Below are 12,707 nucleotides of genomic sequence, written 5' to 3' on the forward strand. Positions count from 1 at the left end.
CGGGTGACTTCGGCCAGTAGCTTCCTGCGGAACCTCACAGCGCTGCAATTCCACTCTCTGAAGGGCTTGCTGCCTACTCTTCCCGATCTCAGTCTTTCAATAACTATACCACATCATACATTTCCCATTGACTATAGTCAACACCCGCTGTGCATTTTTCAGCAACCGGATCAAGGGATGTACAATACCTGTCCTTCTTCCACATGATGCTCCGCCAATCTGTTATACAGTTGAAGCTCACGTGTGCTGAGCTGATAACGGTCAGCTATGGTTTCCAGTGTATCCTCGCGCTGTACAATGCATAAGCGCACCTTGCGAAAAGGTGTTTCATCTTGTGTATGAAAAAAAAGGTTCTTCCACTTGGCATTCTCCCGCTCTTCTTCGGCTTTCTGATCCTGATCCTGCGGCTCCTGCTCCAATTGCTGCTGGTATTCGGCTTCCTTCACCGAACGGCTGGATTGGAGCAATGATGAGTAGACAACCGGGTCTGGCTCGTCTGCCCCTTCATCCTTTTTACTGTTAAGCGCCACACGCATCTCTGGCTTATCCTCAGTAAAGGTGTCATGGGCCTCGTGGTTCACCTGTTCTGACGCTTCAGGCCTGAAGTCGAAGTTATCTACTTGACTCTCCTCCAACTGTGGCTCCAAATAGACCTCGGACTCCGTGGCAAGATGCGGTTCATTCAACAAAGGGTCATATACTACATTGGGAGATGCGGAAGATACTTTAGGTTCATTCCCCCCTGTCCATGCTTCCTCTTGCTGAAATCCCCACACTTCCGGAGACCCATGCTCATGCTTGACCTCTGGAGAGCTGTCTTCAACTGCTTTACCCGTCCAAGGCTCATAGAATCGGTTAGGGTCTACTGCCGACTCATAAGCTTGCTGTTCCGACGATGCCTTCTGTTCTCCTTGGCCCTCAGACAGCTGTTCCCATGAAACGGACTCCTGTTGTGCTGGCACTCTGTAGGAGGTTTCAGGGTCTGTAACGTAATCGGAGGTCGAGTCATTGGTAGAATAGGCCTCTGCATGGCGATGCTCTCCATCGGCGGAATGGGATTGAACCGGTTGCTCAGGTGCATGCACTACGGTGAATTCCTCATCCAGCCAGACCGCCGTCTCCTCCGCGTGCGAGCTTTCCACGCCATGCAAAGAAAGAACACCTGTAATGTTTAGACTACGTAAAGAGAGCAGGTCCACATCAAAATTTTCAATCTCGACAGAGATATCTTCCAATCTCCCTACGCGGTTTAGCGGAATGGTAATTTCCACAGGGATCAAATGATGAAGCTCGCTCGTGATCTGTTCAGGTGTGCGGTACACGCCCTCCAGCAGCAAATGCCCTCGCAAAGCGGCATGGTCGCCGTGGGTTACAACCTGAATGCGTGGCAGAAGCTCAATTTCCTCCAACTCAGCAATCCCGGCAGCTTCCTCCGTCAAATGAATGCGTTCATAAATATCAAAACGCAAGCCTTGCGGCTGATCATTCTGTTGTTTGTTCAAGGATGGCATCCTCCTTTGGGCAGTCTCCGCACATCCTCTGACTTCTGGTCAGGCGCACGGAAACTCCATATTGCAAACCGTTTCTAGGTTCAAGTATATGCGCCAAAATAGAAGGCATGCCATCTTTTATAGCTGTTTGTGCAGCTTTTGAAAATCATCCGGCCAAGCATCCTCCACGGTAATCGTTTCGCCACTCAGCGGATGACAGAAGATAAGACGCTCTCCGTGCAGCGCCTGCCTGCCAAAATCAGTAGCCCGCCCCCCGTATAATACATCCCCAAGCAACGGGTAGCCAGCATGACTAAGATGTACGCGAATCTGGTGCGTCCGGCCTGTCTCCAGCGTCAGATATACGAGACTCACTGCACTTGAACCGCTTCCCCATACTTCCCCAAGTTCAATATGGGTAACCGCCTTCTGCCCAGTCGGAGATACACGGCGGCGCTGCTTATGATGCCTGTCCTTGCCAATAGGCCAATCCAACGTTCGCAGCGATGGAGGTACTTTCCCTCGTACCAAAGCTACATACCTGCGGCCGATATCCTTAGCTCTCATTTGCTCGTCCAGCTTGAGCAACGCAAATTCATTTTTGGCATACAGCACTGGGCCCGTCGTATCCACATCCAGACGATGTACATGCCGTACCGCCGCATGTATGCCATTCATCTCATAGTAGGATGCGACAGCATGATCCAACGTCAGCGGACCATCCTGCACAGCGCCGTCCGGATGTACTGCCATACCTGCTGGTTTATGCACTACCAGGCAAAAATCATCTTCATACAGTACCTTCAAATCATACCAACGAGGGGTGATGCCAAAGTTCATTACAGGAAAAAGGGCCAGCCGCAGCCGGTCCCCTGTAAGTTCAATCTCTTTTTCATGACGCAGTCTGCGCCACAGCTTTTCCGGTAATTCCAAACGATTCAGCAACCACTGATCTACAGCATCAGCGCTGTTTTTTTCCCCGTCTGTGACTTCCCGTCCTGGCGTGACTTCCAGCCACGGTCCTCTTCTTTTCCAGCCACCTTGCCAGCTCATAGACGTTTGAGCGCGCGATAGTTCGCCTCAATGGTAGCATCAATATCCTCTACCGTATGCACGCCCGACACAAACATACCCTCAAATTGAGATGGTGCCACACTAACTCCCTCATTCACCATTTCAGTAAAGTAACGGCGGAAGTGGTCCTGATTACTCGTTTTAGCTGTGTCAAAATTGACAACCTTTTCTTCTGTAAAAAATGGACAAACCATAGAACCCACGCGATTGATCGTGACAGGGATACCCAGCTCGCTCGCATTACGTTCGAATCCGGCTTGAAGCCTTGCTGCCCGCTCTTCCAGACGTTCGTATACTTCTGGCGTCAGCAATTTAAGTGTCGAATAACCTGCTGCCATAGCCAGCGGATTTCCGCTAAGCGTACCCGCTTGATATATTGGTCCCGATGGAGCAATCTGCTCCAGAATATCGCGACGTCCGCCGTAAGCACCTACAGGGAGTCCACCACCAATCACTTTACCCAGACAGGTAAGATCCGGCGTCACACCAAAGCGACCTTGAGCCGAATGAAGTCCAACCCGGAATCCAGTCATTACTTCATCAAAAATCAGCAGACTTCCGTACTGCTGGGTTACCTCACGCAAACCTTCCAAAAATCCAGGCTGTGGCGGTACAACGCCCATATTGCCTGCTACTGGCTCGACAATAATTGCGGCAATCTCTTCGCCAAATTTCTCAAAAGCTAGCTTCACCGAAGCCAAATCATTATAAGGGACGGTGATTGTATGGGTGGCCACGACTTCAGGTACACCCGGACTATCGGGCAAGCCTAAGGTCGCAACACCAGAGCCTGCTTTAATCAGCAAGCTGTCCGCATGACCGTGATATGATCCCTCAAATTTAAGAATTTTACTACGGCTCGTAAATCCGCGTGCGAGTCGAATCGCACTCATAGTCGCCTCAGTTCCGGAGTTAACCATACGTACAATATCCATGGAAGGAACACGTTCACAAACGAGCTTGGCCATTTCAGTTTCTGCCAACGTTGGTGCGCCGAAGCTGGTTCCTTTTACAACAGCAGCCTGTAAAGCTTTAACCACTTCGGGATGTGCATGCCCCATAATAAGCGGTCCCCATGAACATACATAGTCTAAATAGGATTGACCATCAATATCATATACGCGCGATCCTTCGCCATGGTCGATATATACAGGTGTAATCCCAACAGATTTAAAAGCCCGTACCGGGCTGTTTACGCCACCCGGAATGTATTGTTTTGCCTCATCGAAGGCTACTTTGGAGTTCGTATCCTTGCGCACTGTTCGTTGTTCATCGATCAATCTGACCACTCCTATCTTCTGAAAATAGACTTATTGCTTCAACCATCTTGCCGCATCCTTGGCCGAATAGGTAATAATCATATCTGCACCCGCACGCTTCATGCTTGTCAAAATCTCTAGCACCATTGCTTTTTCATCAATCCAGCCTTGAAGAGCTGCTGCCTTGACCATGGCATATTCACCACTAACGTTGTAAGCCACCATAGGCAGATCAAATTGATCCTTAATCGTGCGCATCACGTCCAGGTAAGAAAGAGAAGGCTTCACCATCAGCATATCCGCACCCTCCAGCACATCAGATTCCGCTTCTCGCAATGCTTCACGTGCATTAGCAGGATCCATCTGATAGGATTTACGGTCACCAAACTGCGGTGCAGAATCAGCAGCTTCCCGGAAAGGACCATAAAAAGCAGACGCATATTTGACGGAATACGACATAATCGGAATATGTGAAAAGCCTTCTAGATCCAGCCCCTGCCGAATCGCCTGTACAAAACCGTCCATCATATTAGATGGCGCGATAATATCCGCACCAGCTCTGGCCTGAGAAACGGCTGTACGTACCAGCACCTTCAGAGATTCATCATTCAATACTTCACCGCATACCTCACCATCATGCTCATGCATGTGTACCATACCGCAGTGTCCATGGTCCGTAAACTCACACAAACAAGTATCAGCCACAACCAGCAGTTCGGGATAACGAGACTTGATCAAACGAGTTGCTTCCTGAACAATACCATCGTCCACAAAAGCCGAAGTCCCTACACTGTCTTTTGTTTCCGGTATGCCAAACAGGAGCACGGCGGGAATGCCAAGCTCACTAATCTCTTTCAGTTCTTCCTCCAGCCGATCCAGAGAAAAACGGTATACACCTGGCATAGAGCTAATTTCCTGTTTCACTCCAGTGCCAAATGTTACGTAAATCGGTTGGATAAAATCAGCGGGATTCAATACCGTCTCACGCACCATACTGCGGATTGCAGCTGACTGGCGCAAACGACGATGTCTAGTAAAAGGAACACTCATGAATACAAACCTCCATTTTTTATACATTCATTAGCAAAAACAAAAAATTATAATGTCATAAGAGTACTTGATCGTTTCCAGTCACATAACGATTGAATCAGACTTTCAATGGTTGCCTTCTCTGACATAAAACTCACAGTCAAACCGGCTTGGGTAGCTGTCTCACCGGTCAAAGGACCGATCACAGCAATCGTAACTCCCTCCAGCAGCGACAACGGATCATGGATCCCCATTTGTCTGAGCGCTTCCAGAAAAAAGGTGACGGTTGAGGAACTCGTAAACGTAATCGCGTGAATGGCACGTTCCTCAAGCAGCTTGAGGAGCTCGTCATCCTGTGTGTTGGCTGCCAGCACCGTTTGATACAAATCAGCCTCGGTCACATGAAGGCCCATCTCCCTCAGCTTTTCTGGCAGCCACGACCGAGCTAGATCACCCCTTGGGAGAAATACATTCTGCCCTGCCTGCAAATCCTGCTCAAACCCTTCGAGCAAGCCCTCTGCCTGAAAAGGGCCTTCGATCTGTTCTGCCGCAATTCCGTGCGTCCGAAGCGCGGCTGCTGTAGCCGGTCCGACTGCGGCAATACGCGCTTTGAACAACGCGCGTACGTCCTTGCCCTGTTCCTTTAAGTGCGTGAAAAAGTATTCCACTCCATTAACGCTGGTAAAAAACACCCAATCATATTCAGGCAGTCGTGCAAATGCCTCTTTAATTTCCTGTTTGGTTGGCTCGTCCGAAGGGGCGACAGTCTGAATAACTGGAAATTCATAAGGCTCGCCACCAAGCTCTTCAATCCGGTGAACCAGACTGCTGGCCTGCGCACGCGCGCGAGTAACTAAAATCCGCTTGCCAAACAAAGGCATGTCCTCAGCCCATTTTAACTGTTCACGTTGATTGACCACTTCTCCGACAACGATGACGGCGGGAGGCTGAAAATTCGCGGCCTTCACCTTAGCTTCAATATCCGCCAGCGTACCCACCAGCGTATCCTGCTCGGCGCGGGTCCCCCAACGGATCAAGGCAACAGGAGTATCTGACGGCTTGCCGTGTTTTATGAGCTGTTCACTGATATAGCCGATCTTTGCTACACCCATCATAAAGATCAGTGTGCCCGTTGCGTTCGTCACTTTATCCCAATGAATACTTTTGTCGAGTTTATCCGGACTTTCATGACCTGTAATGATAGAAAGCGATGAGGCCATATCTCGGTGTGTGACTGGAATGCCCGCATAGGCGGGCACACTGATCGCTGATGTGATGCCGGGTATAATTTCATAGGAAATACCGTGTTTACGCAATAGCCCAGCTTCCTCGCCGACTCGTCCAAATATAGTGGGGTCTCCCCCTTTAAGACGAACAACTGTTTTGCCCTCCAAGGCCAAATCCACCAGCAGCTGATTAATTTCCTCTTGCTTCATGGTGTGACGATCTGGCAACTTGCCGACATATATTTTTTGGGCACCTGGCTTCATCAGTCCCAAGAGGCGTGGGCTTGCCAGCCTGTCGTACACAATGACATCGCCCAATTGAATGCATTCCCAACCCTTGACCGTAATTAATCTTGCGTCTCCGGGTCCTGCACCTACCAAATATACTTTTCCTGCCATGCTATCATCCCCTCACCTGCGCCAGAATCTGTTCCGCTCCTTTGGCTATCAAACTGGCCGCCACCGCTTCTCCCAGCTTTTGCGGATCATTTCCCTGGAGCGTTTCCTTCAAAATAAACTCGCCATCTGGCGATCCTACCATGCCCGTGAGGCTGATTTCTTGACCAGCCCAGACCGCATGAGCCCCGATCGGCACTTGACATCCCCCATTTAACACGCCCAGAAAGGTTCGTTCTGCCGCAACGGTAGCCGAGGTATCCCGGTCGTTGTAAAGGCGCAGCAAGGCCAATAGCTCTTCGTCGCTCGCACGACATTCAATACCCAGCGCTCCCTGCCCAACCGCCGGCAAACAGTCTTCTTCCGGTATATAGGACGTAATTCGCTCTTTCCAGCCCATCCGATGCAAGCCTGCTGCCGCCAAAATGATAGCGTCAAAACCTTCCGTCTCCAGCTTTTTCAGACGGGAATCAATATTACCACGCACAGGCTCCAATTGTAGATCAGGTCGCATGGACTTGATTTGACTGGCTCTGCGCAGGCTGCTCGTGCCCACCTTTGCCCCTTGAGGCAAATCCTCCAGGCTCTTGGCGCCCAATGTGATCAGGCAATCACGTGGATCCTCACGGCGCGGCACAGCGCCGTTGACAAGCCCTTCCGGTAATTCGGAAGGCATATCCTTCATACTATGTACTGCCATATCAATCTCACCAGCCAGCATGGCCTGTTCAATTTCTTTGACAAAAAGCCCTTTGCCACCCACTTTGGACAAGGTTACATCCAATATTCGATCACCCTTGGTCAGGATTTTCTTCACGACAAATTGCAAATCCATTCCATGCTCCGCGCACAGCGCGTTCAAATCTTCAATGACATGCCCGGTCTGAGTTAACGCCAGCGCACTCTGTCTGCTGCCTACCACAATTGTTCGCATGTTATTCCTCCTGATTTTGCGCAATCCATAGGTCTATTTCTTTTTCGGTCCAAGCCATAAATTCATGACGGCGTATTTGATCCAAAATTCCGCTACTCGCCAAGCGCCTCAGTAGTTTGGTCCTTTGCTGTGGAGAACTTATCTTATGTTTGATGATCTGTCGCATATCGTGCATGAAATCCAGATATGGCTCGTATTCGCTACCAAACAACGTATCCAAAGCTGATGTAATATCAGCGGTCACAGCAGGGCCAGCCCCTTCTGTGGAAATACTAATCGTCAATCTTCCTCGTCGAATGATACCCGGCGTTATAAAGTCTCCATCTTCCGATCGATCCGCCACATTTACCAGTATACCCCTTTGTCTGGCCTCATGCGCAACCTCATAATTCACTTCTCTCTGGTTCGTCGCCGCATATACAAGAAAGGCTCCCTGGAGGTCACCCTCGCGATATACGCGATTTACCCAGTGGAGCTGCTTGTGATCCGCCAGAACCTGTAAATCCGGCGTTATATTCGGGCTAATGACGGTAATGAATGCCCCACTTTCCATCATCCCCTTTACCTTTCGTTCCGCAATCCTACCGCCACCTACAACACAACAGATCCTATTCTTACAATTCAACGAAATCGGGACAAAATGCTGCAAAAGGCTTTTCACTCTCCCGTCCACTGATGAAATACAGACCAGGAATTCAGCAAAAAATTAAGAATCAATAGCGTGTAGCCCACCAATGCCCACTTTGCCATCACAAGCCCTGAACGCTGATTCAATCTTTTGCTCACTAAAAATACAATATACACGCACAAGGCAATCGCTGTCATCAGCACCTTGGTATCGAGCAAGAGACGCCAGCGTTCCTCGGCAATAATAGAAATAACGGCAACTACAATAGAGACTCCCAGCAAAGGAGTACCAATCAACAGCGCCATATGCGTATACCGATCCATCATTTCCAGACTCGGCAGGCGCCTGATCGTGTCATTCCATTTCTTTACTTTCAATTTACGATGCAAAAACAGATATAACCCCGAAAATACAGCCGCTACCGTCATTGCTACAAAACCAAGATTAGCCAGCGCAATATGAATCAGGAGCAGCCCATGCACTGTATGCCAATTTCCAAGCGGGTTGTCGAGAGGCTTCATCCATATATTGTTGAGCACTAGCACTGCAAAACTAATAATATTAAGCAGCAATACCGCAAATTCGGATCGCTGATAACGTGTCAGAATCAAAGAAATCAGTACCAAAATAACTGAGAACAGAAATAGAAAATCATAGGTCACGAAAATAGGAAGATGCCCTTCATTCCAGGTTCTTATCCCCATATAAGCAAGCTGGAGCACCAGAACGACAACAAGAAGCCCTGTACCTGTCCGTTTAGCATTCGCATTGCGACGAATCCCATCCGAGAATACAAACAGAAGGCTCAGGGCAAAAACATAAATCATTGAATCATATATAAGCATGCCTGAAGCCACGTCTGTTCACCCACCTTTACAGGCTGGCCGGCGCAAACGACGCTGGCAAAGCCTGAGCCTGAACGGTCTTTTCATGAACACCGGCTTCCGGTTTCATTAACGCAGATGCATCGCTTTTATCTACTTTCTGAGCGGCGTCATCCAAACGATCCTCCAGAGCAAAAATGTGGCTAAACATGTCTAGGGCCTCATTTCCCTGCTTTTGGACAGCCAGTTCCTTTACCCGATTGATCGGATCATGCATCATCTGATTCAGCATACTCTTCGTCAAGCGGCTAATCACTTTGCGTTGCCGTTCATCCAGCTCGGGAAGCTTATTGAACAAGCTTTCCAACGTATCCTGATGTACAGACTCCGCTTTTTCCTGTAATGCACGAATCACCGGACGCACTCCCATCGTTTTCAACCATTGATAAAACTCGCTAAGCTCATCTTCGATCATATGCTCGATTTTTGTAGCTTCGGTACGGCGCATTTCCAAATTGCTCTCCACGATCCCTTCCAGATCATCAATATCGTACAGGAAAACATTCTGTAATTCACCAATAGCCGGGTCGAGATCACGCGGAACCGCAATATCAATCATAAACAAAGGACGGGACTGTCGACGTTTCATACTTGCTTCAACCCGAGTCCGATCCAGAATATAACCCTGGGCACCTGTCGAGCTAATAACAATATCCACATCCGCCAACCGATTCATGCCTTCCTCCATCGTAACCGGCGTTCCATGAAACTTGGAGGCAAGGTCTTCCGCACGGGACAAGGTTCGGTTTGCTACAATAACCTCGGCTGCTCCGCCGCTGTACAAATGCTTAACAGTAAGCTCGCTCATTTTACCAGCACCGAGAATCAGTACCTTTTTATCGGTAAACATCCCGAAAATCCGTTTGCCCAGCTCAACTGCTGCATAGCTGACAGATACGGCACTTTCTCCAATAGACGTCTCCGAATGGGCACGCTTGCCCAATGTGACGGCCTGCTTAAACAACATATTAAACCACGTTGCCGTAATTTTCTGGGATTGAGCCTGAAGAAAAGCGTTCTTTACCTGTCCCAAAATTTGTGTTTCTCCGATTACCATAGAATCAAGACCACAAGTCACACGGAACAAATGCCGAATCGCCTGCTCGTCCTCATATATATATAAATGTTGTGTAAATTGATCACGCGGAATGCCAAACCATTGCTCCATAAAACTGCGTATAAAATAACCGCACATGTGAAGGCGGTCCACCACAACATATATTTCAGTCCGATTGCAGGTTGCGACAACTACGCCTTCCAACACACTTTTGGTAAGTTTGAGTTGTTCCAGCGCTTTTGGCAAATCTTGTTCTGCAAATGTAAAACGCTCTCTGACTTCCACAGGCGCCGTACGATAATTCAACCCAACAACGACGATGTGCATTGCAAATTCACCTGCCTAAACTGTAATAAGAATAACCACTGTTATCATAAACTATGTTAATTATATCACAGAAGTCCGAATCTCCTCCGGCTGTTTTATGAATTGTTTATGAAAATTGGATGGCTTTCATGAACATCTAGCACGTTCTGTATGATTTGATTTAGTGTAAACCACTTTTAAAACAAATAACCATGGAAATGTTCCATGGTTATAATATAGGACGCACAAATGGCTCCATAAAGAACGATTTACACTAACTCGGCCAGCTTGCACTCCGGTGATTCCACCTGAAGTTCTCCCAAGCCGCGAATCAGCTTCTTCGCATATGTTTTTTTCGGTTTTAGAACGGATACCAGGTAATCAATAGCCAGCTGCGGATCGACAGTCTCACCGCAAGTATAACAATCAATAGCGGCAAATCCTCTCTCAGGATACGTATGAATAGAGAGATGACTCTCCGACAACAGTACAAGCACGGTAGCTCCCTGTGGTTCGAATTGCTTGGATTGAACGGACATCACCGTTGCTCCGCAAGCTTCAGCTGCTTCAACTAATTGAGCCTCCAAAAGCTGCGCATCATTCAGCAATTCAAACTCAACACCCCAAGTATCTACGGCAACGTGTCTTCCGAAAGTTGAGTACTCCAATTCCATCTTTCGGTTCCCCCTTCCTAGGAATAAAATGTTTGAAAAAATTTCATCCGCTAGGACCTACGTCATTCACTTCCCGAGGGAATAACCTCTCGCAACATTCAATGTCCTGAGTGAATCCTGGTTCCTATATTCATTTTCAACGAGATTAAAAATAACATCTATGTGCAGCAAATGCAATCATTTTTTTGGAATAAAAAAGCCCCTTTCGGTAAAGAAAGGGACTACACTGCATAACGATTCATTCCATATATTCATGCCTTATTAAGCTTCAAGTGCAAATAATTTCGAGCAACTCATTCGAAGCTTGTGGTCAATCTGTTCCAACTCCGAGAAAGTGCGCGCCAAATTCCGCTGGTCAAGCAACGAATTAATGAGATGATATACGTCTGATATTTCATTTTCGACGTTCTGATGCTGAAAAAGCTGTTGCAGTTCCTGTACCGTATTTTTATATTCAAATACCAGCTTAGAGCCTGCGGCATTCTTCTCCATAATTTTACGAACCGTACCTTCATTATAAAAATACACCATAGTGAATCCTTGATACATTCGGTAAACGATGCCTTCACCCTTAAAACGAACAAAAAGTTTGCGTATAAATAGGGTTAGTTGCGGATGAATTAAGCGGCAAGTCAATTCACACACTAATGCTCCCTCTTTGGCTTCAAAAAACAAATGAACTTCCTCACCCGCACTATGCTCCAGAACGATTTCCTGACTTCCGTTATCCAGAACTTTAATGTGGTAATGCACCTGCGGATCATCCACTGCCCGCAAAAATTCGTCCATTTGAGTTTCCGACAAGGTCAATGTGGTTTTAACATACTCTGTGGCTAACCGCTGAGCCATACCAATCTCCTCAATTCTTTCCTGAACCTATAAGTTTAAGCTTTATGCTTTATTATACATCAGACCTACAGTGCTTTTCTTGCACATCAATCATAAATTTCCGCCATACATCGAAAAAAACAGAAAATAATGAGGTTGAGACTGCATTATCCTCCATATACACTCACTTTTCTGCTTAAAGTCCACGAGTTCCTTTAGTTATTATATATTATTCCTACCGTTTTAGTAAGTTTATTTTCCCGAAGCCCGAATCATGAAAAAAGGACGCCCTTAAGGACGTCCCTAGCCTTACAATTCCGCCTGCTCTTCGTCGTCATTCTCTATATAGCTGGAGATGACAGACCACAGCTCTTCCTTGCCCATACCTTCTTCGGATGAAAAGGGGATAAACAATCCCCCGGGAAGTATTCCGAGTTCCTGCTTGATTACTTTATAATGCTTTTCTCGTCGCGTTTTAGGGATCTTATCTGCCTTCGTGCCTACAACACATACGGGAAGCCCATTATGACGCAGCCAATCATACATCATGATATCATCCTTGGAGGGCGGATGGCGTAAATCTACCATTTGAAGCACCAGTTTGAGTGGCTCACGCTCCAGCAAATAAGACTCAATCATCTGCCCCCAAGCCTTGCGGGACGTTTTGGATACTTTGGCGTAACCGTAACCGGGAAAATCGACAAAATAGAGATCATCATTAATCCGGTAATAATTGAGTTGCTGGGTTTTACCTGGCGTAGAACTGGTACGCGCCAAATTTTTACGGTTAATCAACCGATTAATCAGTGAAGACTTTCCTACATTGGAGCGCCCCGCCAGAGCAATCTCTGGCAAAGCGTCCACAGGAAACTGATCGGGACCAACCGCACTTATTATAAATTCTGCTTTTGTTACTTTCATT

General features: G+C 47.6%; 12 protein-coding genes and 1 other annotated feature (1 of these 13 only partly in view). All 12 genes read right to left on the reverse strand.

What is annotated here, in order from left to right; all coding sequences use genetic code 11:
• Positions 1 to 99 (reverse strand) — a binding site (T-box leader); it reaches 186 nt to the left of the window's first position.
• 71 nt (positions 100 to 170) lie between these two features.
• Positions 171 to 1,502 carry a LysM peptidoglycan-binding domain-containing protein gene (locus MKY24_RS20440; RefSeq protein ID WP_339200750.1) on the reverse strand — a complete coding sequence of 444 codons (1,332 nt, stop codon included), beginning with the start codon at positions 1,500 to 1,502 and terminating at the stop codon, positions 171 to 173.
• A 126-nt stretch (positions 1,503 to 1,628) separates the two neighbouring features.
• The gene (locus MKY24_RS20445) at positions 1,629 to 2,543 is read right to left on the reverse strand and encodes an RluA family pseudouridine synthase (protein ID WP_023989960.1); all 915 of its coding nucleotides are present in this window, start codon (positions 2,541 to 2,543) and stop codon (positions 1,629 to 1,631) included.
• Entirely contained in the window at positions 2,540 to 3,844 is a 1,305-nt protein-coding gene (hemL, locus tag MKY24_RS20450; RefSeq protein WP_071558353.1) for a glutamate-1-semialdehyde 2,1-aminomutase, read from the reverse strand. Before hemL ends, MKY24_RS20445 begins: the two co-directional genes overlap by 4 nt.
• A 30-nt stretch (positions 3,845 to 3,874) precedes the next feature.
• Positions 3,875 to 4,873 carry a porphobilinogen synthase gene (gene hemB, locus MKY24_RS20455; RefSeq protein WP_023989962.1) on the reverse strand — a complete coding sequence of 333 codons (999 nt, stop codon included), beginning with the start codon at positions 4,871 to 4,873 and terminating at the stop codon, positions 3,875 to 3,877.
• Positions 4,874 to 4,920: 47 nt separating this feature from the next.
• Complete coding sequence (gene cobA, locus MKY24_RS20460) at positions 4,921 to 6,477, reverse strand: uroporphyrinogen-III C-methyltransferase (RefSeq protein ID WP_023989963.1); 1,557 nt, start codon at positions 6,475 to 6,477, stop codon at positions 4,921 to 4,923.
• A gap of 4 nt (positions 6,478 to 6,481) precedes the next feature.
• Entirely contained in the window at positions 6,482 to 7,408 is a 927-nt protein-coding gene (hemC, locus tag MKY24_RS20465) for a hydroxymethylbilane synthase (RefSeq protein WP_023989964.1), read from the reverse strand.
• Position 7,409: 1 nt separating this feature from the next.
• Positions 7,410 to 8,057 (reverse strand): NAD(P)-dependent oxidoreductase, encoded by a 648-nt coding sequence (locus tag MKY24_RS20470; RefSeq protein ID WP_028541572.1) that lies wholly within the window; start codon positions 8,055 to 8,057, stop codon positions 7,410 to 7,412.
• Positions 8,058 to 8,065: 8 nt separating this feature from the next.
• The gene (gene ccsA, locus MKY24_RS20475) at positions 8,066 to 8,893 is read right to left on the reverse strand and encodes a cytochrome c biogenesis protein CcsA (RefSeq protein WP_023989966.1); all 828 of its coding nucleotides are present in this window, start codon (positions 8,891 to 8,893) and stop codon (positions 8,066 to 8,068) included.
• Positions 8,894 to 8,909: 16 nt separating this feature from the next.
• Positions 8,910 to 10,304: a glutamyl-tRNA reductase gene (gene hemA / locus MKY24_RS20480; RefSeq protein WP_013311616.1), complete on the reverse strand. Its 1,395-nt coding sequence runs from the start codon at positions 10,302 to 10,304 to the stop codon at positions 8,910 to 8,912.
• A gap of 248 nt (positions 10,305 to 10,552) precedes the next feature.
• Positions 10,553 to 10,951, reverse strand: a complete 399-nt coding sequence (gene speD, locus MKY24_RS20485; RefSeq protein ID WP_053326605.1) for an adenosylmethionine decarboxylase — start codon at positions 10,949 to 10,951, stop codon at positions 10,553 to 10,555.
• A 267-nt stretch (positions 10,952 to 11,218) separates the two neighbouring features.
• Entirely contained in the window at positions 11,219 to 11,806 is a 588-nt protein-coding gene (locus MKY24_RS20490) for a hypothetical protein (protein WP_023989968.1), read from the reverse strand.
• A gap of 288 nt (positions 11,807 to 12,094) precedes the next feature.
• The gene (yihA, locus tag MKY24_RS20495; RefSeq protein WP_053325975.1) at positions 12,095 to 12,706 is read right to left on the reverse strand and encodes a ribosome biogenesis GTP-binding protein YihA/YsxC; all 612 of its coding nucleotides are present in this window, start codon (positions 12,704 to 12,706) and stop codon (positions 12,095 to 12,097) included.
• Position 12,707 lies beyond the last annotated feature (1 nt).

This window comes from Paenibacillus sp. FSL P2-0322 (genome assembly GCF_037975315.1).
In the GTDB taxonomy this organism is placed as follows: domain Bacteria; phylum Bacillota; class Bacilli; order Paenibacillales; family Paenibacillaceae; genus Paenibacillus; species Paenibacillus polymyxa_B.